Annotated in this window: 23 protein-coding genes, 1 tRNA gene and 1 pseudogene; 9 read left to right on the plus strand and 16 right to left on the minus strand. The window is 61.9% G+C overall.

The window, feature by feature from the left end:
• Positions 1-123 precede the first annotated feature (123 nt).
• A pseudogene (locus tag P3C29_RS11695) lies at positions 124-402 on the plus strand (endonuclease domain-containing protein); the annotation flags it as partial.
• 61 nt (positions 403-463) lie between these two features.
• Here P3C29_RS11695 and P3C29_RS11700 read toward each other — a convergent pair.
• The 4 genes from P3C29_RS11700 to ptsP are packed head-to-tail and all read right to left on the minus strand — an operon-like array spanning position 464 to position 7,561.
• Positions 464-2,005, minus strand: coding sequence for an alkaline phosphatase D family protein (locus P3C29_RS11700; protein WP_275964580.1), 1,542 nt, complete (start codon positions 2,003-2,005; stop codon positions 464-466).
• A 55-nt stretch (positions 2,006-2,060) separates the two neighbouring features.
• Positions 2,061-3,770: a PTS fructose-like transporter subunit IIB gene (locus P3C29_RS11705; RefSeq protein WP_275964581.1), complete on the minus strand. Its 1,710-nt coding sequence runs from the start codon at positions 3,768-3,770 to the stop codon at positions 2,061-2,063.
• An 11-nt stretch (positions 3,771-3,781) separates the two neighbouring features.
• Complete coding sequence (gene pfkB / locus P3C29_RS11710; protein WP_275964582.1) at positions 3,782-4,702, minus strand: 1-phosphofructokinase; 921 nt, start codon at positions 4,700-4,702, stop codon at positions 3,782-3,784.
• Positions 4,703-7,561, minus strand: coding sequence for a phosphoenolpyruvate--protein phosphotransferase (ptsP, locus tag P3C29_RS11715; protein WP_275964583.1), 2,859 nt, complete (start codon positions 7,559-7,561; stop codon positions 4,703-4,705).
• A 293-nt stretch (positions 7,562-7,854) separates the two neighbouring features.
• Here ptsP and cra point away from each other — a divergent pair, with 293 nt between their 5' ends.
• Together cra and P3C29_RS11725 are read left to right on the plus strand one after the other, a co-directional pair.
• Positions 7,855-8,850: a catabolite repressor/activator gene (cra, locus tag P3C29_RS11720; RefSeq protein WP_201125390.1), complete on the plus strand. Its 996-nt coding sequence runs from the start codon at positions 7,855-7,857 to the stop codon at positions 8,848-8,850.
• A 5-nt stretch (positions 8,851-8,855) separates the two neighbouring features.
• Complete coding sequence (locus P3C29_RS11725) at positions 8,856-9,632, plus strand: TatD family hydrolase (RefSeq protein ID WP_275964584.1); 777 nt, start codon at positions 8,856-8,858, stop codon at positions 9,630-9,632.
• Here the strand turns inward: P3C29_RS11725 and P3C29_RS11730 are convergent.
• From P3C29_RS11730 to P3C29_RS11750, 5 genes are all read right to left on the minus strand, one after another.
• Positions 9,579-10,010, minus strand: a complete 432-nt coding sequence (locus P3C29_RS11730; protein ID WP_029616075.1) for a hypothetical protein — start codon at positions 10,008-10,010, stop codon at positions 9,579-9,581. The two genes, P3C29_RS11725 and P3C29_RS11730, sit on opposite strands and share 54 nt — an antisense overlap.
• 120 nt (positions 10,011-10,130) lie before the next feature.
• Positions 10,131-12,161 (minus strand): methyl-accepting chemotaxis protein, encoded by a 2,031-nt coding sequence (locus P3C29_RS11735; RefSeq protein WP_275964585.1) that lies wholly within the window; start codon positions 12,159-12,161, stop codon positions 10,131-10,133.
• A gap of 154 nt (positions 12,162-12,315) precedes the next feature.
• The gene (gene ampE, locus P3C29_RS11740; protein ID WP_275964586.1) at positions 12,316-13,152 is read right to left on the minus strand and encodes a regulatory signaling modulator protein AmpE; all 837 of its coding nucleotides are present in this window, start codon (positions 13,150-13,152) and stop codon (positions 12,316-12,318) included.
• Complete coding sequence (gene ampD, locus P3C29_RS11745) at positions 13,149-13,712, minus strand: 1,6-anhydro-N-acetylmuramyl-L-alanine amidase AmpD (RefSeq protein WP_010175013.1); 564 nt, start codon at positions 13,710-13,712, stop codon at positions 13,149-13,151. Before ampD ends, ampE begins: the two co-directional genes overlap by 4 nt.
• A gap of 61 nt (positions 13,713-13,773) precedes the next feature.
• Positions 13,774-15,933, minus strand: a complete 2,160-nt coding sequence (locus P3C29_RS11750; RefSeq protein WP_275964587.1) for a DUF1631 domain-containing protein — start codon at positions 15,931-15,933, stop codon at positions 13,774-13,776.
• A gap of 282 nt (positions 15,934-16,215) precedes the next feature.
• On the opposite strand from P3C29_RS11750, the gene nadC reads away from it, so the two are divergent.
• Positions 16,216-17,064: a carboxylating nicotinate-nucleotide diphosphorylase gene (gene nadC / locus P3C29_RS11755; RefSeq protein ID WP_275964588.1), complete on the plus strand. Its 849-nt coding sequence runs from the start codon at positions 16,216-16,218 to the stop codon at positions 17,062-17,064.
• Positions 17,065-17,240: 176 nt separating this feature from the next.
• Here nadC and P3C29_RS11760 read toward each other — a convergent pair whose 3' ends face one another.
• The 4 genes from P3C29_RS11760 to P3C29_RS11775 all read right to left on the minus strand — a co-directional run bounded on the left by P3C29_RS11760 (position 17,241) and on the right by P3C29_RS11775 (position 19,704).
• Positions 17,241-17,546 (minus strand): DUF6388 family protein, encoded by a 306-nt coding sequence (locus P3C29_RS11760; protein WP_010175007.1) that lies wholly within the window; start codon positions 17,544-17,546, stop codon positions 17,241-17,243.
• Positions 17,547-17,682: 136 nt separating this feature from the next.
• Positions 17,683-17,755, minus strand: a tRNA-Thr gene (locus tag P3C29_RS11765).
• Between the two features lie 39 nt (positions 17,756-17,794).
• Positions 17,795-19,204 (minus strand): O-antigen ligase family protein, encoded by a 1,410-nt coding sequence (locus P3C29_RS11770; RefSeq protein ID WP_201125397.1) that lies wholly within the window; start codon positions 19,202-19,204, stop codon positions 17,795-17,797.
• A gap of 86 nt (positions 19,205-19,290) precedes the next feature.
• Positions 19,291-19,704, minus strand: a complete 414-nt coding sequence (locus P3C29_RS11775) for a pilin (RefSeq protein WP_201126238.1) — start codon at positions 19,702-19,704, stop codon at positions 19,291-19,293.
• A 201-nt stretch (positions 19,705-19,905) separates the two neighbouring features.
• Here P3C29_RS11775 and P3C29_RS11780 point away from each other — a divergent pair, with 201 nt between their 5' ends.
• Genes P3C29_RS11780 through yacG form a run of 4 tightly spaced genes read left to right on the plus strand, consistent with a single transcriptional unit; the run spans position 19,906 to position 22,806 of the window.
• Positions 19,906-21,114, plus strand: coding sequence for a type II secretion system F family protein (locus P3C29_RS11780; protein WP_275964589.1), 1,209 nt, complete (start codon positions 19,906-19,908; stop codon positions 21,112-21,114).
• Positions 21,115-21,122: 8 nt separating this feature from the next.
• Positions 21,123-21,989, plus strand: a complete 867-nt coding sequence (locus P3C29_RS11785; RefSeq protein WP_275964605.1) for an A24 family peptidase — start codon at positions 21,123-21,125, stop codon at positions 21,987-21,989.
• Positions 21,986-22,609 (plus strand): dephospho-CoA kinase, encoded by a 624-nt coding sequence (gene coaE, locus P3C29_RS11790; RefSeq protein WP_275964590.1) that lies wholly within the window; start codon positions 21,986-21,988, stop codon positions 22,607-22,609. The genes P3C29_RS11785 and coaE overlap by 4 nt, the downstream gene beginning before the upstream one ends.
• Entirely contained in the window at positions 22,606-22,806 is a 201-nt protein-coding gene (gene yacG, locus P3C29_RS11795) for a DNA gyrase inhibitor YacG (protein ID WP_010174995.1), read from the plus strand. Before coaE ends, yacG begins: the two co-directional genes overlap by 4 nt.
• Here the strand turns inward: yacG and P3C29_RS11800 are convergent.
• From P3C29_RS11800 to P3C29_RS11810, 3 genes are all read right to left on the minus strand, one after another.
• Entirely contained in the window at positions 22,803-23,018 is a 216-nt protein-coding gene (locus P3C29_RS11800; protein ID WP_003215917.1) for a hypothetical protein, read from the minus strand. The two genes, yacG and P3C29_RS11800, sit on opposite strands and share 4 nt — an antisense overlap.
• A 65-nt stretch (positions 23,019-23,083) precedes the next feature.
• On the minus strand, positions 23,084-23,773 hold the full coding sequence (locus P3C29_RS11805; protein WP_010174991.1) for an energy-coupling factor ABC transporter permease: 690 nt from the start codon (positions 23,771-23,773) through the stop codon (positions 23,084-23,086).
• Complete coding sequence (locus tag P3C29_RS11810) at positions 23,770-24,237, minus strand: FAD/FMN-containing dehydrogenase (protein ID WP_275964591.1); 468 nt, start codon at positions 24,235-24,237, stop codon at positions 23,770-23,772. The genes P3C29_RS11805 and P3C29_RS11810 overlap by 4 nt, the downstream gene beginning before the upstream one ends.
• A 103-nt stretch (positions 24,238-24,340) precedes the next feature.
• Between P3C29_RS11810 and P3C29_RS11815 the strand changes: the two genes are divergently transcribed.
• The gene (locus tag P3C29_RS11815; protein ID WP_008437312.1) at positions 24,341-24,970 is read left to right on the plus strand and encodes a DUF1780 domain-containing protein; all 630 of its coding nucleotides are present in this window, start codon (positions 24,341-24,343) and stop codon (positions 24,968-24,970) included.
• The last annotated feature ends 63 nt before the right edge of the window (positions 24,971-25,033 follow it).

The following is a 25,033-nucleotide window of genomic DNA, read 5'->3' on the forward strand; positions in this document are numbered from 1 at the left end:
AGGGATTCAGAGCAGAGCGTTCACGTCGCAAAATGTCTCGAATATTCCCGGTCCGGTCCCCTCTCCCCTCCGGGAGAGGGCTAGGGTGAGGGGTGGCTCTTAAACTCACACTGGACGTGAACCATGCCCATCCGCCCTTCTCCCGCCCTACGCCAATTCGCCCGGCACCTACGCCTCAACCAAACCGACTGCGAACTTATCCTCTGGCAAAAACTACGCTCCCGCCAACTCGCCAACCTCAAATTCCGCCGCCAATATCCCTACCCGCCCTATATCCTCGACTTCTTCTGCATCGAACAAAAACTGGCAATAGAACTCGACGGCGGCCACCACTACGACGCTACCCAAACCGCCTACGACCAACGCCGCACCCGCTACCTCAACCAACAAGGCATCCACGTCCTGCGCTTCAGCAACCTAGACATCCTGCACAACCTGGCAGGCGTCCTCGAACACATCCTGCTCATACCGGCTGCAGCTTCTGCTCAAACACCGACACCCCATCCAGGTCCCGCAAAATCACCGTCAGCTCCGCCGTCTGCCCATCAATCTGCACCTCGCCGAAAAACTGGAACCCGGCAAACGGCGAGCTGTTCTGCACCGTCGGTGCCTTCTCGAACACCACTTCCGGGCCAAAGGTTTTATCCAGCGGATTAGGCCCGAAGCTCCCGGCATTCAGCGGCCCGGCGACAAACTCCCAGAACGGCTCAAAATCCTGGAACGCCGCCCGGTCCGGGTGGTAATGATGGGCTGCGCAGTAGTGCACATCCGCCGTCAGCCACACGTGGTTACGCACCTGCTGCGCCCGCAAAAACCCGAGCAATTCGGCGATTTCCAACTCGCGTCCCTGGGCCGGGCCCGGGTCACCGTTGGCGATCGCCTCCCAGCGCGGCACGCCGGGGCTCACCTCGCCGTCGGGCACGCCGAGGCCGATCGGCATGTCGGCAGCGATGACTTTCCACTGGGCCTGGGAGGCCTTCAATTCGCGCTTGAGCCAGTCCAGTTGCTCACGCCCCAGGAAGGGTTTTTCGCCACCCAGGTTGTCGTCGTTCGGCCCGCGATAACTGCGCATGTCCAGCACAAACACATCCAGCAGCGGGCCGTAGCTGAGCTTGCGATAGATGCGCCCGCCCTGGTCGGCGCTTTGCCGGCGCATGGGGGAATATTCCAGCCAGGCCTGGCGTGCGCGGCCCACCAGGGTGTTGATGTCCCGGGTCTTGTAGCGCTCATCCAGCTGCTTGCTCGGCGACCAGTTGTTGATCACTTCGTGATCGTCCCACTGCCAGATCTGCGGCACTTCGGCGTTGAAGCGGCGCACGTTTTCATCCATCAGGTTGTAGCGGTAGTTGCCACGGTATTCATTCAGGGTTTCGGCGACTTTGCTTTTGGCTTCGGTGGTGATGTTGCGCCAGATACGCCCGTCTTCGGTGGTCAATTGGGCGGGCACCGGGCCGTCGGCGTAGATGGTGTCGCCGCTGTGGATAAAAAAGTCCGGCAGGCGCAGGCGCATGGCTTCGTAGATGCGCATGCCGCCGATGTCCGGGTTGATACCGAAGCCCTGGCCGACGGTGTCGCCGCTCCACACGAAGCGGATGTCCCGGCGCTGTTGCGGCACGCTGCGCAGGTGGCCGAACCAGGGTTCGCTGGCCACACCGGTCTGGGCGTCTTCGAAGTGCACACGGTAGAAAATCGCCTGGTCGACGGGCAGGCCGGTGAGTTCGACACGGGCGGTGAAGTCGGTACGGCTGTCGGCCAGGGGCGAGACGAATTTGCGCGGGTTGCTGAACACGCTGCGGGTGTCCCACTCCACCACCATCCGTGCCGGGCGGTCGCTGCGGCTCCAGATCATCGCGCGGTCGCCCAGCAGGTCGCCGGACTGCACGCCGTCGGTGAGCTGCGGGCGGTCCTTGACCGAGGCGATCACCGCCGGCGCGAGGCCCGGTAGCAACAGGCCGGCGCCGACGGCTTGCATCACGCGGCGACGGCCGAGGTTGAAGTGGCTCATGCAGGTTCCCTCTTGAGCAGCAAAAGGGAAACTTAAGCATGAAGGGATGAACGGGTTATGACACCGGCGCGACCGTCAGCTCGACCACTTCGGGACGCTTGATCAAGGCATACACCACCGCCGTCAACAAACTCCCCGCCACAATCGCGAACAGGTACAGCAGCGCATGGTTGATCGCATTCGGGATCAGCATCACAAACAGCCCGCCATGGGGCGCCATCAGCTTGCAGCCGAAATACATCGACAGCGCACCGGTCAGCGCGCCACCGGCGATGCTGGCCGGGATTACCCGCAGCGGGTCCTTGGCGGCAAACGGAATCGCGCCTTCAGAGATAAAGCACATGCCGAGGATCAGCGCCGCCTTGCCGGCTTCGCGCTCGGTCTGGGCGAACTTGCGTCGTGCCAGCAAGGTGGCGATGCCCATGCCAATCGGCGGCACCATACCGGCGGCCATGGTCGCGGCCATCGGCGCGCCGCTCTGGGCCGCCAGCAGGCCGACGGAAAACGCGTAGGCCGCCTTGTTGATCGGCCCGCCAAGATCGACGCACATCATGCCGCCCAGCAAGATGCCCAGCAGCACGGCGTTGGTGGTGCCCATGGTGCTGAGGAAATCCGTGAGGCCGGTGAGCATCTTCGCCACCGGCGGCCCCACCAGGTAAATCATCGCCAGGCCCGTGAACAAACTCGCCAGCAACGGGATGATCAGGATCGGCTTGAGCGCTTCGAGGCTCTGGGGCAAACGGATCGCGCGGCTGATGAATTTGACGCAGTAGCCGGCCAGAAAGCCGGCGAATATCCCGCCGATAAATCCCGCGCCCAACGTGCTGGCCAGCAGGCCGCCGATCATGCCCGGCGCCAGGCCAGGACGGTCGGCGATCGAGTAGGCGATGTAACCCGCCAACAACGGCACCATCAGCATGAAAGCCTGGTCGCCGACGGTTTTCAGTGCGGCGGCCAGGGTGCCTTTTTCTTCAAAGGCATGAATGCCGAACACGAACGACAGGGCGATCAGCAGACCGCCTGCCACCACCATCGGCAGCATGAACGACACACCGGTGAGCAGGTGTTTGTAGACACCGGTTTTCTCCGGCTTGGCAGCGGCACCGCTGGCGGCAGATTCCTGCTTGCCTTCGGCCAGGGCCTTGTTGAGGATGGCTTCCGATTGCTTGAGCGCGATCCCGGTGCCACAGCGATAGATTTTCTTGCCGGCAAACCGCTCGGTGGCGACTTCGATATCGGCCGCCAGCAGCACCACATCAGCGTCACGAATCGCTTCGGAACTCAGCGGCGTGCGGGCGCCCACCGAACCCTGGGTTTCCACCTGCAGGTCATAACCCAGGCGCTTGGCGGTTTGCTGCAACGCCTCGGCGGCCATGAAGGTATGGGCAACGCCGGTAGGGCACGCCGTGATCGCCACGATACGCGGCGCACTTTTGGTGGGGGCTGCCTCCGCTACCTGCACCTGGGCCTCTTCGGCCCCGCGACGCAACACCGCGTCCACATCCTGCAGCGCCTGGGCCGGCGTGCTGCGGAACACGCGCTTGCCGACAAAACGCTGCATGTCCACCGGGGTGCTGCTGACCAGCAACACCCACTCGGCGGCTTCAAGGGTGGCCGCCGACAACTGGCGTTCCGGGTGTTGCACGTCGACCACTTCGACGCTGGTGCTCCAGCCCTGACGTTGTGCGGCGGCGTCCAGCAAGCGGGCGCACAGCACGCTGGTGACCATGCCATTCGGGCAGGCAGTAACAATGGCTAACTTCATGACCAACCCTCTTATTGTTCTGTCAGCGGGCGCACGTGGACGCCGCTCTGCAAAGACTCAAGCTGTGCGTCGTCGGTGATGCCAAAGCCGATTTGCGTGACCGCCATCGCGGCGATTGCGGTGGCGCGACGCAGGGTGGTTTCGGGCACATCGAAGGTCAGCAAACCGTGGAGCATCCCGGCCAGCAATGAATCCCCGGCACCGACGGTGCTGGCGACGCTGACCTTGGGCGGCGTGGCGTGCAACGCCGTGCCGGGGCTATACCAGCTCACACCTGCGGCACCGTCGGAGACCACCACATGTTCCACACCCAGCTGGTGCAGCTCGCAGATTGCATCCGTGGAATGACCCAGGGCATCGGCCAATTCTTCAGTGTTGGGCTTGACCAACCAAGGGCCGGCATTCAGCCCGGCGCGCAAGGCTTCACCACTGGTGTCCAATGCGACTTTCAAACCAAGGTTTTTCAGTTGCTGCAGCAAGCCCTGGAACCACTGCGGGGTGATGCCACGAGGCAGGCTGCCAGCCACGACGACGGCGTCATACCCCGGAGCGATCCGCGCCAGTTGCTCAAGCAGTGCCTGTTGCGCCTGCTCGCTGACCACCGGGCCCGGTGCATTGACGTCCGTCACCCGGCCATCCTGTTCGGCGATCTTGATATTGCTGCGGGTTTCGCCCGGCACACGAATAAACGCATCGGTAAAACCACGCCGCGCGATCAGCATCTCAAACGCTTGGGGATTGTCCTCGCCAAGAAAGCCGCCCACGGTCACCTGATGGCCAAGGTCGGCCAGCACCTGGGCGACGTTCACGCCCTTGCCGGCGGCATGGGTGATCATCGCTTCGCTGCGGTTGACCTCACCCGGCTCCAGGCGCGCCAGGCGCACCGTCAGGTCCAACGCCGGGTTCAGCGTCAGGCTTAAAATCCTTGCCATTTACACGGCCTCCACAAGGGCTCGCACTTCGGCGGGTGAACCCACCGCCAGTGCTTTTTGCGCCAGGCCTTGAGCCTCGCTCAGACTGAATTCACGCACACGCGCCTTCACTTCGGGAATGCTGCGCGCCGAGACGCTCAGCTCATCCACACCCAGGCCGATCAGCACTGGAACCGCCAACGGATCGGCCGCCAACTCTCCGCACACGCCGACCCATTTGCCATGGGCATGGGCGGCGCGCACGGTGATGTCGATCAGTTGCAACACCGCCGGGTGCAGGCCATCCGCCTGGGCCGACAGCGTTGGGTGGCCACGGTCGATGGCCAGGGTGTACTGGGTCAGGTCGTTGGTGCCGACGCTGAAGAAGTCCACTTCCCTGGCCAGCACCGGCGCGAGCAAGGCGGCCGACGGCACTTCGATCATGATCCCCAGTTGCAGGTCGGCCACCGGGATTTCCAGGCGCAGGCGCTCGGTCATCTCGCGGGCCTGGCGCCACTCGTCAACGCTGCCGACCATGGGGAACATGATGCGCAGCGGACGGTTGTCCGCCGAGCGCAGCAGCGCGCGCAACTGCGCTTCCATGATCTGCGGGCGTTGCAGGGTCAGGCGAATGCCGCGCACGCCGAGGAACGGGTTTTCTTCCTTGGCGATCGGCCAGTAAGGCAGCGGTTTGTCGCCGCCCACATCAAGGGTACGTACCACCAGTGGCCGACCGCCGAGGCCGTCGAGCACGCGACGGTATTCGGCTTCCTGGGTGGCTTCGTCGGGCGCCTGTTTGTGGGCCATGAAAATCAGCTCGGTGCGCAGCAGGCCGATGCCTTCGGCGCCCTGCTCCACCGCGCTGGCCACCCCGGCGCTTTCGCCGATATTGGCAAACACTTCGACGGCGTGGCCGTCGCGGGTCAGGGCCGGTTCATGACGTTGCGCGGCAGCGGCTTGCAGGCGTTGTTCGCGGGTGTCGCGTTCGACGGTGGCGCGCTGCAAGGTGGCAGCGTCGGCGTCGACATGCAAGCGGCCGCGCTGGCCATCGAGCAATAGCGGCGTGCCGGACGCCAGCAGCAACACGGCAGGGCCTGCGCCCACCAGCGCGGGAATCCCCAGGGCACGGGCGACGATGGCGCTATGGGCGGTGGCGCCGCCACGGGCAGTGAGGATGCCGGCGACGCGCACCGGGTCCAGGCGCGCCACATCCGATGGGCCGACTTCGTCCATCACCAAAATGTAGGGTTCATCGGGCTCCTGGGCAGTTTCGACGCCGCACAGTTGCGCCAGCACGCGGCGGCCAATGTCACGCAGATCGGCAGCGCGCTCGGCGAGCAAGGCGTCCTGCAGCGATTCCTGCTGTTTGGCGGCGGCTTCGATCACACTCATCCAGGCCGCTTCGGCGCTTTCGCCTTGCCTGAGACGGGTCTCGACTTCGTCGGTCAGTTCCGGGTCGTCGAGCATCTCCTGGTGGGTGATGAAAATCTCGCGGATGGCCTTGGATTTACTGCGTTCGATCAGGCCCTGGATATCCTGGCGCACGTCGGTCAACGCGGCGTGCAGGCGTTGGCGCTCGATCACCGGCGACTCGCCGCGCAGCGGATACTCGAACGGTTGCAGCACCTGGATATGCGCCGGGCCAATCGCAATGCCGGGGGCGGCGGCGATGGCCTGGATCAGGCTGCCGGACACTGGCGCGCTGATCACCGGTTCGATGTCGACCACAGCCTGTTGAGCGCTGACCGCCGGCAGTGGCTCGATTTCTTCGCCCAGGCCTTCTTCCACCGCCGCCAACAAGGCCGGCAAGGCGTCACCGGCAATGCCCGGTTCCGCGACAAACTCCAGCACCTGACCACGACGGGCGCCGAGGCTCAGCAGCTTGCTCAGGCTTTTTACCGACACCGCGCTGACGTCGCCATCAACGATGCGCACACGAATTTCACCGTCAAAGCTTTTTGCCAACTGCGCGAGGATCTTCGCGGGGCGTGCGTGCAGGCCATGGGCGTTGGCCAGGGCGATGCGCACGCTTGGCCAGTCGGCCGGCAACTCACCGCCGAGCACTTCCAGCACGGCGCGGCTGCTGGTGGCGCGCCCGAGCTCCTGGCCACGGCCTTCGATCAGCAAGGCGCACAGGCGTTCGAGCAGGGTCTGGTGGGCCTCACCGAGGCTGGCCAGGCAGAACAGGCCGCTCAAGGGCTGGCCCAGGTAACGCATGGGTTTGTCCGGGGTGACGAAGGCCAGGCCGGGGCGCTTGACCGTCTGCTCGCTGTGCAGCCACCAGAGGCCATCGCCCAGGGGCAGCGCGTCGACTTGTTGCAGCACGGCGGCAAAGCCATTGCTCACGCAATCGGCCTGGCGCAGCAGGCGTGCGCCTCTCCAGACAAGCTCTTCGAAATCGTCTGCCGACACACCCAGGCCGATCATCTGTGCGTCCAGCGCCAGCTCCTGCGGCGCACCTTGCAGCAGTTTCAGCAGGGCTTCGGCGGAGCTGGCGCGGCGCAGGGCCTGGCCCAGGTCGGTCTCGCCGAGGGCGCGGGTCAGCAGTTGCAGCAGGCGCAGGTGTTCGTCGGATTTGGCGGCAATGCCGATCGCCAGGTAGACGATCTGGCCATCACCCCAATCCACACCTTCGGGAAATTGCAGCAGGCGCACGCCGGTGGCAAACACTTGGTCGCGTGTTTCGGGGGTGCCATGGGGGATGGCGATGCCTTGGCCGAGAAAGGTCGAGCCTTGGGCTTCACGCGCTTGCAAGCCACTGAGGTAACCCTCGGCGACCAGGCCATCGGCCACCAGTTTTTCAGCGAGCAGTTGCAAGGCAGCAGACTTATCCACAGCCGTCTGGCCCATGGATATCTGCTCGTGGGTGAGCTCAAGCATGCCGTTCTCCTAGTTAGTGCGGCGGGCGCACTAGGTATTATTTTGAATAAATCAGTGCAAAGGCGTTCGAATAAATTGACTGAGTGGTCAGTTGGCAGGACCACGTTCGTCGCGATAATCGTAAAAATACGCTTGCTGAAACGTTTAATCTAGAATTTATGGCAGGTTACGCGTTAATTACGCATGATTGAAGAGCCACTCGGCTGTTGAGTTGCGACAATGGTCGGCTGCAGTAATCGGTTACGATTGGACAAAATGTCGGGGCAAGCTCTAAAAAACAAGGAAATCCCGGTTTGAAACTCAGTGATATCGCGCGCATTGCCGGTGTGTCTGTGACCACCGCCAGCTACGTCATCAATGGCAAGGCCGAACAGCAACGGATCAGCAGCGCAACCGTCGAACGGGTGCGCGCCGTGGTTGAAGAACATGGCTTTACGCCCAATCCCCAGGCCGCCGGGCTGCGCAGCCGGCACACCCGTACCCTGGGTTTTATCCTGCCAGACCTGGAAAACCCCAGTTACGCTCGTATTGCCAAGCTGCTGGAGCAAGGCGCCCGGGCGCGCGGCTATCAACTGCTGATCGCCAGCTCCGACGACGACGCCGACAGCGAGCGGCAATTGCTGCAACTGTTCCGAGCCCGCCGTTGCGATGCGCTGTTTGTTGCCAGTTGCCTGCCGGCCAGCGACGACAGCTACCGCGAGCTGCAAGCCAAGGGCCTGCCGGTCATCGCCATCGACCGGGTCATGGAGTCTACGCAGTTTTGCTCGGTGGTCAGTGATGATCGCCAGGCCTGCCAACAGTTGACCAGCAGCCTGCTGCAACCGCTGCCCAAGCAGATCGTGTTGATCGGTGCGCGGCCAGAGCTGAGCATCAGCCAGGAACGTGCCGCCGGCTTCAAGGAAGCGCTGAAAGACTTCAGCGGTGAAGTGCTGATCGAACAGGGCGAGGCCTTCAGTCGCGACTGTGGCCGACAGTTGATGGAGCAATTGCTGCAAAGCCTGGGGCATTTGCCTGACGCACTGGTGACGACGTCCTACGTCCTGCTGCAAGGGGTGTTTGACGCACTGCATGACTTCCCGCTCAAATCCCGCCCTCTGCGCCTGGGTACATTTGGCGACACCCAGTTGCTGGATTTCCTGCCGCTGCCGGTGAATGCCATGGCCCAGCAGCATCAATTGATCGCCGACACCGCGCTGCGCCTGGCGCTGGCGGCCATTGAAGAGCAGCACTACCAGCCTGGCGTGCATGCCATCGGCCGCACGTTCAAGCAGCGGATTCACTCGGAGTAAGCGGTGTGGAGCTGATCGACAGCCACACCCACCTGGATTTTCCGGACTTCGACGCCGACCGCGGTGAAGTCCTGAGCCGCAGCCGCGAGTTGGGCGTGCGCAGGATGGTGGTGCTTGGGGTCTATCAGCAGAATTGGCAACGGCTGTGGGACCTGGTGCAAACAGACGCGGGTCTGTTCGCCGCGTTCGGCCTGCACCCGGTGTACCTCGATGACCATCGCCCCGCCGACCTGACGGAACTGGGCGACTGGCTGACCCGCCTGAGCGGCCACCGGCAACTGTGCGCCGTGGGGGAAATCGGCCTGGATTATTTCCTCGAACAGCTGGACCGCGAACGTCAGCAAGCGCTGTTTGAAGCACAGCTGAAGCTGGCGGTGGATTTCCAGCTACCGGCGCTGCTGCATGTACGCCGCAGCCACGCCGCCGTGATCGCCACGCTCAAGCGCATTCGCCTGCCACGGGGCGGCATCATTCACGCGTTTGCCGGCAGCCATGAAGAGGCCCGCGAGTACATCAAGCTCGGTTTCAAACTGGGCCTGGGCGGCGCGGCGACCTGGCCCCAGGCCCTGCGCATGCACAAGGTGATTGCACGCTTGCCGCTGGAAGCCGTGGTGCTGGAAACCGACTCACCGGACATGGCGCCCGTGATGTACCCCGGCCAGCGCAACAGCCCCGAACACCTGCCGGACATCTGTGCCGCACTGGCGGAGCGCATGGGCATCAGCCCTTCAGTGTTGGCTGAGGCGAGCACTCGCAATGCCTGCGAGCTGTTCAATTGGTAGGGGTTTTACCTCACGCAGTGTCAGGGTCATCCGCTGCCGGTGACGGGCATAGCGCAACGTCATGAAGTAAATCAGTACCGCCATCAGCGAGACGTTGAGCTGCCCGGCCACACTGATCAGCCCTATCCACTCGGCGACCAGCGCCACCAGCAGCGCCGCGCTGGTCAGCACGATCATGCTCGGACGCAGCAGGCCAAGATTGTCCAGGGACTTGAACTGCTTCAACTGTTTGGGGCAACTCGGCTCCACACCTTTGTGGCAGTACGGGCATTCAAAGGGTTCGTTGATGGCAATGGCGTTGAGTTGCCAGGGCTTGAGCTCAAAGGACACCTTGCACAGAACGCAATGCCCTCTGACGCCGACAATGGCAGCGGTCATAACCGAACCTCCGCGAAAATGGATGGCACAAATTCTCGCCCATTTTGGCAGCCGGAAAAGATCAACGCCAAAAACAAGACAAGTGCCACGCCACCTACGAAGAAATCCTACAGCCAAACCTCACACCCGAAACGCACCGATCAACTGCTTCAGCTCGATCACTTGCAACGACAATTGCCGGCTGGCCTCTTCGGTCTGGTGTGCGCCCTGCGCTGCGTGTTCACCGGCACGGTTGATTTCGACGATGTTCTGGTCGATGTCGTGGGCCACGGCGGTCTGCTGCTCGACAGCGGCGGCAATCTGCTGGTTCTGGTCAACGATCATGCCCACGGCACCGAGGATATTCTCCAGGGCCTGCTGGACTTTTTCCGACTGCCCCACCGTGCCATTGGCCATCTCGTGGCTGGTGCCCATGGCCTTCACGGCTGCGCCGACGCCGCTGTGAAGCTTGGCGATCATCTGCTCGATTTCTTCGGTGGAGTGCTGGGTGCGCCGGGCCAGGGTGCGCACCTCATCGGCCACCACGGCGAAACCGCGCCCTTGCTCGCCGGCGCGCGCAGCTTCAATGGCGGCATTCAACGCCAGCAGATTGGTTTGTTCGGCGATGCTCTTGATCACCTCGAGCACGCGGCTGATGGACTGGCTGTCGAGGGCCAACTGGTTGATCACTCGCACCGATTGATCGATCTCCGAAGCCAATGCTGCAATGCTGCCTTGCTGGGATTGCACCAGGCCGCGGCCGCTGACGGTTTCATCGTTGACGCTATGAGCGCTGCTGACCGCCGCCGCCGCGCTGCGCGCCACTTCCTGGGCGGTGGACGACATCTGGTTCATGGCGGTCGCCACTTGTTCGATCTGGCTGCGCTGGCCGGACACGGCCTGGTTGCTGCTGGTCGAGACCGACTCCACTTGCCCGGCCTGGTGTTCGACCTGGTTGACTGTGTGCCCTACCCGCTCGATCAAGTCATGGATTTTGGCCACGGTGCCGTTGAACACCTGGCCCAAGTCCCCCAGTTCGTCGCGGCTGTGGGCGACGAACGTCACGGTCATGTCGCCCGCTGCCACCTTGTCCATCATCGCTCCGAGACGGCGCAGGGTGGTGCGGGTGGACGCGTAGAAGCCGGCGTACAGGTAGAAGATCAGCAAAAACACCGACGCCAGGGCCGCGACCAATCCGATCATGTGCGTGCGGTTTTCTGACAGGCGCTGCTCCAGTTGTTGTTCGAGAAACGTCAGGGTGGCTTCGTCTAGCTGATAGGTCTTGGCCATCAATGCACTGACTTCGTCGTAGAAACCTTGCCATGGGGCGTCGAGGGTTTCGGCCATCACCACCTGTTCTTCGAACACCTCGCTGCCTTGCTTGAGGCTGGCCCGGCTCGCGTCCGCCAGGCTCGCCAGTGCTGCGTGGGCGGGCTGACTGGCGCCGAGGGCGTCTTGCAGTTTCAGGCCGTATTCGGCCTGGAGCTTTTCCAATTGCTGCAGCAATTCATCAAAGCGGGTGCTGGAAGATGAGTTGAGAAAGCCCTGGCCCAACGAATACGCGCCCATCGCCCGGCCTTCGCCCAGGGTTTGAGTGACTTGCGGGGTGACGCTGGTGATCAGTTCGCTGAGTTGACGCAGATCGCCCTGGGGGTCGCGGCTCAAGCCCGACTGGCTGGCGATGATCTGGCTGAGCATCTGCGCCTTGTTGAGCAGTTTGCCGATCAGCGCGCTTTTGCTGAGCAGCGAGGTTTCCTGTTGTTGGGCCTTGAAGGCGGCGACCATTTCATCGCGCTTGGCGTCGAAGGCGGCGGCCTGCTCGGGGTCGGTGGACAGGGCGTGAAAGCTTTGCAGGCGCTGCAGCAGGCTCTGTTCGAGGGCGCCGATCTTGCTTTCGATATCGCCGGCCTTGCCTGACTGACCGAGGGTTGCGTTGATCTGCACCTGGTTGTTCAGGGTCTCCAGGTCGCGGCGCAGGGCCAGGCTGCTGGTCAGCAGGTCGAGGCTTTGCAACTCGACGCGGGTGCCCTGGAATTCACGCCAGGAGTCGCGCACCAGGTAATAGTTGGTGGCCAGCATGGGCAACAGGAACAGCACGCTGATAAGGCTGAACTTCATGCCGAAGGTCAGGCGGTTCATGAACGCGACGGCGGGATAGAGCAAGCTCTTCACAGGTGAACTCCCTTTTCTTTTATTTTTATTGAGGGCGCAGGGCGGCGGCAGATAGCCACTATTTGGCGCTCTGTCTGTATAGCTCAATTCGAAAAGGAGGTTTGTAACTTAAGGTTAACGGCAGGCGCGAGTGGCTCGCGCCTGCCGATGCCGATCAGGGCAGCACGGTCCAGATGGCGAAGCCGGCGTACCACAGCACGGCGGCGCGCAGCAGCAATTCCCAGATTCGATCCAGGCTGTTGATACCCTCGGGCCCCACCACCGGCGRCGGGATTTCAGCGGCCACCAGGCCGACCTTGTCCACCAGTTGCGCCGCCGTGATGTCCCAGCTCAGCAGCTCATGCAGCATCACCCGGCCGACCGCCACAAAGTTGCCCACCAGGGCAAAGCTCGCCGCCAGCAGGCGTACCGGCAACCAGTCGAACGCGTGGCGCAATTGCCCGGCGCGCTCGGCCACCAGCGGGTTCTGGCTGTTCTCGGTCGCCAGCGCCAGCAGCCGGTAGGCCAGGGCCGCTACAGGGCCGAGGAGGAAATACCAGAAAATCACCGCAAAGAAACTTTGGTAGGCCTGCCACAGCAGATGGCCCTGGACCCTTTCCAGCAACTGCTCCCCGCTGTCGGCGCTGATGCTCAAGTCGCGCTCGGCCACATGCTCGGCCGCTTGCAGGTCACCCCGGCGCCAGGCATCCCGAAACGGTCCCAACCCGGCCAATAGATCGCCACGGCCCAGGCTGTAGATCACCACCAGCAAGTGCACCGGCAGCGCCAACAGGCCATACGCCACTGGCTCCAGCACCAGCAGCAACAGCGCAAGCAAGGCCACCGGCAACAGCACCAGCAGCGCGAGGATCAGCCAGGGCTGTTTGCCGAGGCTGGCGCTCGATTCCAGCTTGGCCAGTTCCCGCAGCCAACCGCCATCACGTTGAATACGCTGGCGCAGGGCCGAGAATTTCTCGATCCATACCGCCAGCACCAACACCAGAAAACTCATTGTGCGTGTCCTCCATCCTGCAAGGCGCTGCGAAAGCGCGCCCAATCAAAAGCGGGTCCGGGGTCGGTCTTGCGTCCCGGGGCGATATCGCTATGGCCACAAATGCGCTGGCGGGTAATGCCCGGGTACGCCGCCAGCAACTGGCGCGTCAGGGTAATCAGGGATTGATACTGGGCATCGGTGAAAGGCAGGTCGTCAGTGCCTTCCAGCTCGATCCCCAGGGAAAAGTCGTTACACGTCTCACGCCCCTCGAAGCTTGATACACCGGCATGCCAGGCCCGGTCCCGGCACGAGACAAACTGCGTCACCGCGCCATCACGCTCAATCAGAAAATGCGCAGAAACCCGTAGGTCAGCAATGCCTTCAAAGTAGGGATGTTCCGTGACATCCAGACGATTCTGGAAAAACTCGTGCACCTTGCCGGTGGCGAATTGCGCAGGCGGCAGGCTGATGTTGTGCACCACCAACAGGGAAATCTCGCCACCGGGGCGCTCGTTGAAGTTGGGCGAGGGGCAATGACGAATGCCCTGGCACCAACCGCTGGCGGGGTCCAACTGCATACAGGTTCCTTGAACGAGGCTGGGGTGACTCAGTATGCCGCGTTCCACTGCCCGGTTGCGATCACTTGGCGCGATGAAGTTGACGCAGGTTGCCAATCACCGAGGCCAGGGCCCGGTCGAACAGCAGTGCATCATCCAGGGTTCGCACCGCGCCGCGCTTGAACTCCAACGCCAGTTCGACCGGGCTTTTTTCCAGAACCTTGAGGCCGGTTCGATTGACAAAAATGCAGGTATCGCCCGGCGCAATAATCGCCGTCAGCTTGCAGCGCAGGGTGTTTTCAGGGTCTTCCTGGAACTCGACCCAGCAACCGACGCGCAATTGGCGGGCCTTGAGCAGGTCGGGATCATCTTCCGGCAGGCTCACCGTAATAGCCGGTGCTGCAGGGCTGAGGACGAACGCCTCGCGCACCTCGATCTGCGACACCGACGGCGGGTCGTCGGCATTGCCCCGGAATGACTGGACATGCAGGGTTTGCAACCGGGTGAAAAATTCCCGGGTGATGAAGGGGTCAAACGCCGCGCCGCTCAAGCCGTCGCGCAAGGCCTTGAGCAGGCCTGGCAACTGCTCCAGCAAGTGCCGGCCGGCTTCGGTGTCTTCGCTCAGGCCGACACTCCAGATCAACTCGTCCATGGTGCGCAGCCCGGCCGCCCATTGCGGCGAGTGTTCACCATGCTTCAGGCAGGCCAGCAACAGCACCTGGCTCCAGGCCTGCTGCAGGAACTGCACCACGACCTCGGGCAGCACTTTGCCCAGCAGCCGCTGATTGAGCGCCTCGGCCACTCGCTGACGGGCGATTTCGGTACGGGCGCGCCCTTCTTCCGCATCACGGGTGCGTTGCTCCAGCAACTCGCTGCGGCGCCGCTCGTCATGGGTAAACGCGGTGAACTCCGTCAGTAGTTGGGAAAAAATCGCCGGGTCATCGACAAAATCGTTCAACAACCGCTGCACCACTTGCTCGATGTGCAGGTACAGGCTGTCGCGCTGATAGTCATCGCGCCGGCTCCAGCCCATGGCTGCTGCGGCGATTTCATTGAGCAGGCGTCGCGCCGGGTGATTGGCACGACTGAAGAAGCTCTTGTCCAGCACCGCCACCTTCAGCATCGGAATCTGCAGGCGGGCGATCAACGCCTTGAGGGACTCGGGCACCGTGCCGTCATTGAGGATGAACTCGAAGAGCATGGCGATCAGGTTGATCACATCCTCGTCCGCGTCCTCTACCACCCGCGACTTGCCACTCTTGACGCTGACCCGGGTGAGCAGCTGTTCAAGCTGGTTGCGCAGGTCGAAATCATCCTCGACCTCGGGCGCAGGCACATATTGCTGCAAATGGGAGAGCAGGCGCAGCAGGTCACGGGTGGAAATTGGCTGGGTCTCGGCGCTGGCCTCAAGGGTGGGCGCCACACTGCCGCGCACCGCAGACAGCAACTCCTGCAAGGCCGCGAAGACTTCCTGCCCGCTGTCGTCGGCGGGATGGCTGGCGATGGGCGGGGCGTCTTCGGGCAAATCCACGGTGGCAATGGCGCGGCGTGACGGCACGGCCTTGAGTTCAGGCAATACGCCGGTGGCGATCAATAATTGATTGGCTTCGCCGTATAACAGATCGGCGTCACTGAGCACGTACTTTTCAAACAGCTTGAGAATGATCAGCTTGACCCGGATTTCCACGCCAAGGCTGCGCCCCGCCTGCAGAAAGAACGCGCACAACATCGCCGGGCCCAGGGGGTTATCCCGATCATCCAGGCGTTTGTCGAGCAACGCGCTCAGCCGGGCCGTCAACTGCCCCAGGGCCAAGCCGTCCCGGCGCAGCACCTTGCCCAGCATGGCCTCAAGAGCGACGGCTTTTTCCAGTTCGTCACCCGAGACACCGGGCACCGCCGTGTAGGACACCACCGGAATTAGTTGCAGCTCGCCGCGCTCCACATTGCCAAGGTTGGCAAACGCCTCGTAGAGCTGCTCCATGAAACCGCGCTCGAAATTCTTGCGCTTGAGGCGCAGATCGCGCATGGCTTCAAAGAAAATACCGTGGTCGACGTTGCTGCGGGTCTTGTCGGCCATTTCGAACAGGGTGTCGTCAGCGTTATCAAACAGCTCCTGCAACCCCTGTTTGAGCTGCTGTGCCGCCTTGTCACGGACCTGGAGCAACACCACCGGCAGGCGGGCAAGCGGCGACGGCGTCGCCCGTGCCTTATTGATCGGCACCACCTTCCCGTCATTGTGCATCCTGGCCTCCTGAAACGGCGGTATTCGATGTTGTGAAAGATCGGTGCAGTCACGGAGCAAAACGCCCCGGAGCACTGCGAAAATCGGACTATCACTGTGACGTCAAAGCTATGACGCCAATTGCAAGGCGCGAGATTATCTTGCAAATGGGGGTTGTTGCGCCAGCAAACTCTGTGATTGCTGTGTAAATGAGCACCGCAAGCCGCGTCAGTGGCACCTGCTGCCTTGGGTTAACGCCCGCCCTGCCCCTATAATCCAGGCACTTTGTTTGTGGAGCCTGTTATGCCCAATCTTCGTCTAGCCGACCTGACCGCCGAAATCGAAGCCAACGTGCGTCGCGCATTGCTGGAAGACATCGGCAGTGGGGATATCACCGCACAACTGATCCCGGCCGAACGCCTGGCCAAGGCCACGATCATCACCCGCGATGCCGCCGTTATCAGCGGCACGGCCTGGGTGGAAGCGGTGTTTCGCCAACTGGACCCGCGCGTTGCCGTGCATTGGCAGGTGCGCGACGGCGAGCGCGTCAGCCCGAACCAGGTGCTGTTTCACCTGGAAGGCCCGGCCCGATCGCTGCTCAGTGGCGAACGTTGCGCGCTGAATTTTCTGCAACTGCTGTCAGGCGTTGCCACCCGCGCCCAGTATTTGGCGGACTTTGTCGCGTCTACCCAGGTCAAGCTGCTGGACACCCGCAAGACCCTGCCAGGCCTGCGCCTGGCGCAGAAGTACGCGGTGACCTGCGGCGGTTGCCACAACCATCGCATCGGCCTGTATGACGCGTTCCTGATCAAGGAAAACCACATCGCGGCCTGCGGTGGCATTGCCCAGGCCATCACTGCCGCCCACAAGATCGCCCCGGGCAAGCCGGTGGAAATTGAAGTGGAAAGCCTGGAGGAGTTGCGCGAAGCATTGGCGGCGGGCGCCGACATCATCATGCTGGATGAACTGAGCCTGGATGACATGCGCGAAGCAGTGCGCCTGAACGGCGGCAAAGCCAAGCTGGAAGCCAGTGGGGGGATTAACGAAAGCACCCTGCTGCCCATCGCTGAAACCGGTGTGGACTACATCTCCATCGGAGCGATGACCAAGGATGTGAAGGCGGTGGATTTGTCGATGCGGCTGAGTCTGTAAAGTAACCCGCAGGAGCACACCTATGTGGCGAGGGGGCTTGTCCCCCGCTGGGCTGCGCAGCAGCCCCAAGAGATCGCCGCATTCTGCCAGCAAGAACTGGGGAGCAGGTTTAAGGGCTGCTTCGCAGCCCAACGGGGGACAAGCCCCCTCACCACAAAAGCTCGCTCGGTTACGTGTCAGATCGCGAGGTTATTCATCCCGCAATACTCATTCCAGTCGACACCCAGCACCTCGGCGGCCTCCTTGTGCAACGCCAGGCGCGCAGCCTCGAACTCTTCGGGGGTGGAGGTGTACTTCAGGGTCAGTTCCCATGGCTGCAAGCCCTGGGCCTCGGCCTCATCCTCAAATGACCATTGGATCTGGTCCCTTTGATCATCGGCGCTCAGGTCCTTGATCTCATCCAGCAGTTCCGGCGACTCCGCGACGTACTTTTTGAGGGCTGCTTCGTGCCGCGCTTCCTGGGTCATTTCTTGTGTGGTCATGTCGTTCTCTTAGATCGAGGAATGGGGATGCATCTGGGTCATCAAGGTCGCGCAGATACAAAAGAACAGGCATGAATACCGGTTCGTCTGGCCTTCAGAACCATTCTGGGATCATCTGAAAACTGTGTTGCCTTTTTGCCCGAGACAGGAATCGAACCTGCGACCTTCGCGTTACGAGTGCGCTGCTCTACCGGCTGAGCTACACGGGCGGTGGGCTAAAGCTAGCACTGCATTGGACGTCCGGCAACTCACTGCTTTTCGAGGGCAATCACACCCTGCACCCAGAAGCGTGGCTGCAGGTGACCGTTGCTCAGGGTCATGTAGTGCTCGCTACGCTCCGTGAGGCGGGGCACATCACGAATCGCGACAAACACCAGCAAGCCGACGGCCACGATACTCGCCGCGATCCAGGTCTTGTACAAGATCGGCGCCGGGGCGACCGGTGGAGCTCGCCACACATGCAACGCCATCAGCCATCCGGCCACCAGCGCCAGCCAGAGTTGCGAAACCGGCATCACGATCACCCCATCCACCTGGGCCTGGGTCAGCGCACCAATCAGCGAGGCAAACAGGCACAGCCGCAGCAGATCCACGGGCGCCAACGACAACGCACGTTCACGCAATACGCCCACGGTTGCCCAACCCGCCCACGCAACCAGCGCGATCACACACAGCGTGGACGGAACACCCCATTCACTGGCCCACTGCAGAATGGCCTGGTGAGGGTGAGCGGCAATGTCGTTGGCAATATCGGCGAAATGCATCGGCCCGAAGCCCAGCCAGGGACGCTCAAGAATCATGTTCCAGGCCTGCCACCAGATGGGCCCACGCCCAGACAAGCTGGTCGTCAGGCGGTCTACGGCATCGTTATAAATCTCAATCCCCAAATGCCCTGCCAGCACGGTGAACACCAGCCAGTACAGTAACAAGCCGCACGCCAGCGCTGCCAATTGCCAGGCCAGCCAGCGGCGCCCCTGCGGCCCCAGGAACGCCAGAACGGAGCCAGCAACGCCGATACCCAGCCAGGTGCCGCGAGTACCACTACTGATCGCAATCAACCACCAGACACAGAGCAGCACAAACACCATCGCCCGCGCAGTACGCGAAGTCGTTGAAAGCAGCAAGGGAAGTGCCAGCAGCGGCAGGGTAAAGGTCTGGAACTGACCATAGAAGCGTTTGTTGGAAAACCCGGAAAACAGCAAATCGGTGTTTACCAACGCGTCACCACTGGTAAAGGCGAGAATGACAACGTGAAGATATTGAACACTTTTGATCAGGCACAGCAGCAACACGAACAGAATCAGGACACGGTCCAGCGACTCATCACCGCTGCGCCTGACCCGGCTGAAAACAACGGCAATGGTGCCGCAACTGATGAGCAGCGCCAGTTCGATAAACGCCCAGAGTGGCTGATGAGCCAACACGGCGGAAGCCAGGCCCATCACCCCAACCAGCGCCACCCCGAGCGCTGTCGGCCTATCGACGCATTGCTTTGCCCGTGGTGAGCTAAGCCCATACACCACCGCACACAGCGCCACCGATATCTGCACCACACGCTGCCAGTCGTGGCTGCTGAAGGGCGCGCAAATCGCCAGCGTCAGCAAACACATAACCACCACAAGGAATGTGCTTCCCCGCTGCTGAACGGACAACGTCATCGGCAACCTCTACGTCCTTGTGGCGGATAGGGAGCGATTTACGCATACGCTCTCCATTGTTGCGTAAACAGTAGACGACCTTGCTATCAGGCGCCGCCGGAGGCACAACCCTTGGCAGCGAATGGGTCTTCTGCCGTGGTGGTGCACTTCCAGCCGGTCGTGGCGCTACGGGTCAAGGTGATGGTCTTGCCCAGGACCGGCGCGGGCGCATCGAGGATTTCGCAGGCAATCGTACCCGTGCCAGTGGCCACGTCGCCGGTCACGTCAATCTTGCAGTTGGCCGTGGGACTGGTCCCGCCAATCAACGCCAGGGTTGGCGGCGTGCCTTGGTTCAGCGTGTCTTCGAAACCCGCCTTCAGCGCGGAGATTTCAGCCAGCCCTGCGGTGAACTTGGCCTTGGCCTGGTGCTTGGTGTACATGGGCAGGCCGATGGTGGCCAAAATGCCGATGATCGCCACGACGATCAACAACTCGATCAAGGTAAAGCCTTTCTGACGCATCACATTCACTCTCCAGAATAAAACCTGTCGCAAGGCGCATCCTGCACCCCGTCTCGGTAACCGCGCCAGTGTACTCACCCCCGCGCAACCAATCCTGTACAAGACGCACAAACTGACATTTTTTCGCTCAAGACGCCCCTGCCCGAATCCGTCACCTGACTAAGCTATAAATCTTCCACTGTCTGTGTGCGGAACTGCGAAATGAATGATGTTTCAGCGATCTATGCCTGGGAAGGCGTCAACCGCAAAGGGCGCAAAGTGTCTGGGGAAACCAGCGGCCATAATCCTGCGCTGATCAAGGCCCTGTTGCGCCAACAAGGGATCAGCCCCGGGCGTATACGGAAAAAATTCACCGGCTGGCCAAGCCTTGCTGCGCCAGTCAAGCCGCCAGAGATCGCCCTCTTCACCCGCCAACTGGCAACGCTGTTAAAGGCCGGCATCGCGCTTTTGCAGGCACTGGACATCATCACCGAAGGCGTCGACAACCCGCACCTGCGTGCCATGGTTCAGGGCTTGAAACAGGAGATCGCCGCCGGCAGCAGCCTGACCGCCGCCTTGCAGAAACAGCCACGTTATTTTGATGAGCTGTACTGCAACCTGATTGCAGCGGGTGAACAGGCGGGCGCACTCGAAGCACTGCTTGAACGGGTCGCCATTCACCTGGAAAAAAGCCAACAGTTGAAAGCCAAAATCAAAAAGGCCATGACCTATCCCACGACCGTTCTGGCAGTCGCCACCCTGGTCAGTGCAATCTTGCTGATTCACGTCGTGCCGCAGTTCCAGGGTCTGTTTGCCGGCGTCGATGCCGAGTTGCCGGGCTTTACCCTCGGGGTCATCAGCCTGTCGGAGTTCATGCGGCATAACGGCTGGGTGCTGATCCTGGTCGCGGGCACCAGTTTTGCGGGCCTGCGCAAAGCCTATCGCTCATCGACAGGCTTTCGTCACTGGCTCGATGCCAGTTTGTTGAAAGCACCCGTGGCAGGCACACTGCTGAAAAAATCGGCGGTCGCCCGCTACGCCCGCACGCTCTCGACGACCTTTGCTGCGGGCGTACCGCTGGTGCAAGCACTGGATTCAGTGGCAGGCGCCACGGGGAATGGGCTGTTCAAACAGGCAATCAATCGTATGCGCCACGACGTATCAACCGGAACCCAACTGAATGAATCCATGGCTGTCAGCGGCCTGTTTCCCGGCATGGCGATCCAGATGACCGCCATCGGCGAGGAGTCGGGCACGCTCGACCATATGCTGGAAAAAGTCGCCAACCATTACGAGGCAGACGTCGATCACCTGGTGGACAACCTCACCAGCCTGATGGAACCGCTGATCATGGTGGTACTGGGGGGCATCGTCGGGGCTCTGGTGCTCGCCATGTACCTGCCGATCTTCCAGCTCGGTACGGCCTTTTGAGCACGCCACTGACTGAAATCCTTGTTTATCAGCCCTGGGTGTTTGTATCAGGCGCACTGGTGCTGGGGCTTATTGTCGGCAGCTTTATCAACGTGCTGGTGTGGCGCCTGCCAAAGATGCTGGAGCGTGAATGGCGAGCCCAGGCCCATGAAGTCCTTGGCCTTCCCGCCGAGCCCGCTGCCGCCCCCTATAACCTGATGCGGCCCAACTCCTGCTGCCCGAACTGCAGCCACCCGATTCGTCCCCGGGAGAATATTCCGCTGGTCAGCTATTTACTGCTCAAAGGGCGCTGCTCAAGTTGCGATCACCCTATCGGCGCGCGGTACCCCTTCACCGAATTGGCGTGCGGGTTGATCTCTGCGGTTGTCGCCTGGCATTTCGGTTTTGGCTGGGCAGCCGGTGCGGTGATGGTGTTGAGCTGGGGACTGCTGGCGATGAGCCTGATCGATGTCGATCACCAACTGCTGCCGGACGCGCTGGTGCTGCCGCTGCTGTGGCTGGGGCTGATCCTCAACAGTGTTGGCGTTTTGGTGTCATTGCCCGATGCGCTCTGGGGGGCGGTAGCCGGTTACATGAGCCTGTGGTCGGTGTTCTGGCTGTTCAAGCTGATCACCGGCAAGGACGGTATGGGTTACGGCGATTTCAAGCTGCTGGCAATGCTCGGCGCCTGGGGCGGCTGGCAAATCCTGCCGATGACGCTGTTGCTGTCATCCCTGGTGGGCGTGATGGGTGGCCTGGTTCTATTGCGCCTGCGCAAAGCCCAAGCCTCCACTCCAATGCCTTTTGGTCCGTATCTGGCAATTGCCGGCTGGATTGCATTGCTCTGGGGTGGTCAAATAACCGACTTCTATTTGCAGTCTGTCGGTTTCAGATGACCACTTCTGTTGCAACACCCTGGATTCTCGGCCTCACTGGCGGTATCGGCAGTGGCAAAAGCGCGGCAGCCGAACACTTCGTACGGCTTGGCGTGGACCTGATTGACGCCGACCACGCCGCGCGCTGGGTAGTCGAGCCCGGGCGCCCTGCCCTGGCGCAGATCGCCGAACATTTCGGTGCGAGCGTGCTGCAGCCTGACGGGCAACTGAACCGTGGGACGCTGCGCAAGCTGATCTTCGAAGTGCCTGACGAGCGCCGTTGGCTGGAGGCGTTGCTGCACCCGCTGATCACCGAGGAGATTCGCAGCCACCTGGCGCGCGCCCAATCGCCGTACGCGATCCTGGTGTCACCGTTGCTGATCGAGTCCGGCCAGTACACCATGACCCAGCGCGTGCTGGTGATCGACGTGCCGCAATCGTTGCAGATTCAGCGTACCCTGCAGCGCGACGGCATCAGCGAAGAGCAAGTGCAGGCGATTCTCAAGGCCCAGGCCACCCGTGAAGACCGCCTGCGCCACGCCGATGACGTGCTGGTCAATGACCAGGACCTGGCCCGGCTGCATGCCGAGGTCGAGCGACTGCACCACTTTTACCTTACTTTGCGTGGAGGCCGATCATGAGCCAACCCTTGACCGTCGAATGCCCAACCTGCGGTGCACCCGTGGAATGGAAAGCGACCAACCCCAACCGCCCGTTTTGCTCGGACCGCTGCAAACTGATCGATCTGGGCGCCTGGGCGTCGGAAGAACACAAGATCCCGGTCAGCCCGGACGCCGAAGACGAACTGTTCTCCGAAGACTTTCAGCCCAAACACTAAGGCCGCATAAAGCCATAGTCCTGCTGGTCGTCGAGATTCTCTGCAAGGTATTGCAGCTCGTCGGCCAGGTCTTCAAAACTGCGCACGCCCTTGCTCTGCTGCACCACCGCACTGAGCATCGCCCGCAGGGTCAAGCCCGGGTCAAAGCCGATTTCCTGCGCCGCGTCCTGGCTTCTGCGTAACTCCTGCCGCGCCCACTCGTACACACTCATGATTCCGTGCTCCTGGAAATTTTGCAGAGCATGCGACCACTTGCGCGTGCAGGATTTGACCTGGATCAAGGCCGTGGATCGTCATCCTTCCAGGGCGCCGAGAGGTAGCGGGTGCGGTTGAATGTCTCCAGCCACTCCGGGCAGAACACCACCAGGGCGCTGATCACCATGCCGTTGATAAAGGCCTCGGGAAAAATGATCAGCCACAAATAGCCGACAAAATCCTCGATCCACTCCGGCATCGCAAAACGGCCGTCGAACCACAACAACCCCAGGCCCACCAGCAGGCACAACAAGGCCGACAGTGCGGCCGCGAAAAATCCCGAGCAGAAGATATACACAAAGGGATTGCGCGGCTTCGCCCGCTCCACCAGCAGCGCACAGCCTTCGGTGACCAGTACCGGCAACAGGATCAGCAGCATGCCATTGACGCCCACGGCGGCCAGGTCCTGGCGGCCGAGCAACACCAGGCCGAGCTGCGCGGCCAAGCCACCGACGATCGCCAGGGGCCAATCGAGCAGCAAGGTCACGGCGGTCATGCCGATGAAGTGGTAGGACACCCCCGTGTCGAAATCCCGGCGTACCAGCCACAACATAAACAGCGCGAACACCGTGCCAAACAGCAAATGCTGGCGCCGTCGGTCAGCAAACAGCTCGACCCACGGCGAACGCAGGAGCGCCCACATCACCACCGGCGCGTACAGCAGCCAGCCGATGCTGAGGGTTTCCGGCGCCAGCACCGCGGCGCTGATCACGGCTGCACCTGCTCCAGGGCCTGGCGCAACTCAGCGGCGGAGTCGTATTCATGCTGTGCCACCAACTTGCCGTGATCCAGTTGCAGCCACAGTACTTTATCCACAGCCGCCGGATAGCGCGGGCTTATACGCGCATCGCGATCAAGCATGACCCGATAGTTGTAGGCCTGCATGGCCGGCACCGCGAACATCTTCGCAATCAGCCGCGGCATGCGCTGGATATCCGCGAGAAACACCGTGTGTCGCGCCTCCAGATAGCCCTTAGGCTGGCCTTGCAGCGCTGCGTCGACGATTTTGGCGGCGTCCATGCTGCGGGCTACCAGCAAGGTTTGCACCTGGTCATCCAGGGTGTAGGCCTGGTCGAACTGGTCAAGCAACGTCCAGGGTGCAACACTCTCACCCACCTCGACGGCCTGGGCCCACACGGGTAAAAGACTCAAGAACAGCACCACAAAAAACTTCACTGCACATTCCTCATGCCAGGGGGAAACTGTCGAATAGCCAGTCTACACCGACCTTTTGACGCGGGACTTCCTGCGGTCATCATTTGGACGCTAAGCTGGTGACATGGATGACTCAGATTATTTGCGCCTGCTCACCGTAGCGGCCGAACAAGCCAATGCGTTCCTGTCCAATGCCCGCAAATGGGAGCGTGAGCGTTGGGTCTGCCAGCGCCTGTTGCAAGGTTTGAACGTGCCCTACCGCGCCGAAGAATTCCACGCCGCCGGGCAAGAGCCGCCGGATGTGCTGTTTCGCGATGCCAGTTTCGAGGTGTTTTTCGTACTCGATGAGGGCCGGCGCCTGAACGACGAGTGGCGCGACGAACTGCTGCGTCGGCGCAGCGCCTTTTCCCTGAGCCAATTGGTTCGACGAGAAGCCAAACCCCGGCGCATTCCCGCTCACGAATTCCTGCTGCGCCTGGCGCCCACACTGCGCAAGAAGGCGCACAACTATAAAGAGCGCGGGATGGACCTGGGGGAGCTGGACCTCATCGCCTTCGCCAGCCTCAAGCGCGAAGTACTGGACCTCAACAGCCATTTTCCGCCACCCACCGAGTACCTGCGCCAGGGCTGGCGCTCACTGTCCCTCGTGGGCCCGACGTTTGCGCGCGTATTGTTTGCTCATCCGGACGCTCCGGACTTCTTGCGCAACAATCTGGGGCGCAGCATAGTGTTTGATGTGGGCATCAGCCTGTGATCCGGTTGGCGACTATGCTTCTGGCAATGCCGCCAATCACACGACTGTAACGTGGCGCCCATC

Origin of the sequence: Pseudomonas sp. 1912-s, assembly GCF_029269205.1 — a bacterium.
Classification (GTDB): Bacteria; Pseudomonadota; Gammaproteobacteria; order Pseudomonadales; family Pseudomonadaceae; genus Aquipseudomonas.

What these genes read in the sequence shown, in the direction of transcription:
- ptsP (WP_275964583.1), bottom strand. Translation starts at nt 7,561, where the DNA reads ATGCTTGAGCTCACCCACGAGCAGATATCCATGGGCCAGACGGCTGTG.
- yacG (WP_010174995.1), top strand. Translation starts at nt 22,606, where the DNA reads ATGAGCCAACCCTTGACCGTCGAATGCCCAACCTGCGGTGCACCCGTG.
- P3C29_RS11700 (WP_275964580.1), bottom strand. Translation starts at nt 2,005, where the DNA reads ATGAGCCACTTCAACCTCGGCCGTCGCCGCGTGATGCAAGCCGTCGGC.
- pfkB (WP_275964582.1), bottom strand. Translation starts at nt 4,702, where the DNA reads ATGGCAAGGATTTTAAGCCTGACGCTGAACCCGGCGTTGGACCTGACG.
- P3C29_RS11705 (WP_275964581.1), bottom strand. Translation starts at nt 3,770, where the DNA reads ATGAAGTTAGCCATTGTTACTGCCTGCCCGAATGGCATGGTCACCAGC.
- coaE (WP_275964590.1), top strand. Translation starts at nt 21,986, where the DNA reads ATGACCACTTCTGTTGCAACACCCTGGATTCTCGGCCTCACTGGCGGT.
- P3C29_RS11770 (WP_201125397.1), bottom strand. Translation starts at nt 19,204, where the DNA reads ATGACGTTGTCCGTTCAGCAGCGGGGAAGCACATTCCTTGTGGTGGTT.
- P3C29_RS11760 (WP_010175007.1), bottom strand. Translation starts at nt 17,546, where the DNA reads ATGACCACACAAGAAATGACCCAGGAAGCGCGGCACGAAGCAGCCCTC.
- P3C29_RS11780 (WP_275964589.1), top strand. Translation starts at nt 19,906, where the DNA reads ATGAATGATGTTTCAGCGATCTATGCCTGGGAAGGCGTCAACCGCAAA.
- ampD (WP_010175013.1), bottom strand. Translation starts at nt 13,712, where the DNA reads ATGCAGTTGGACCCCGCCAGCGGTTGGTGCCAGGGCATTCGTCATTGC.
- P3C29_RS11815 (WP_008437312.1), top strand. Translation starts at nt 24,341, where the DNA reads ATGGATGACTCAGATTATTTGCGCCTGCTCACCGTAGCGGCCGAACAA.
- nadC (WP_275964588.1), top strand. Translation starts at nt 16,216, where the DNA reads ATGCCCAATCTTCGTCTAGCCGACCTGACCGCCGAAATCGAAGCCAAC.
- P3C29_RS11775 (WP_201126238.1), bottom strand. Translation starts at nt 19,704, where the DNA reads ATGCGTCAGAAAGGCTTTACCTTGATCGAGTTGTTGATCGTCGTGGCG.
- P3C29_RS11730 (WP_029616075.1), bottom strand. Translation starts at nt 10,010, where the DNA reads ATGACCGCTGCCATTGTCGGCGTCAGAGGGCATTGCGTTCTGTGCAAG.
- P3C29_RS11750 (WP_275964587.1), bottom strand. Translation starts at nt 15,933, where the DNA reads ATGCACAATGACGGGAAGGTGGTGCCGATCAATAAGGCACGGGCGACG.
- P3C29_RS11800 (WP_003215917.1), bottom strand. Translation starts at nt 23,018, where the DNA reads ATGAGTGTGTACGAGTGGGCGCGGCAGGAGTTACGCAGAAGCCAGGAC.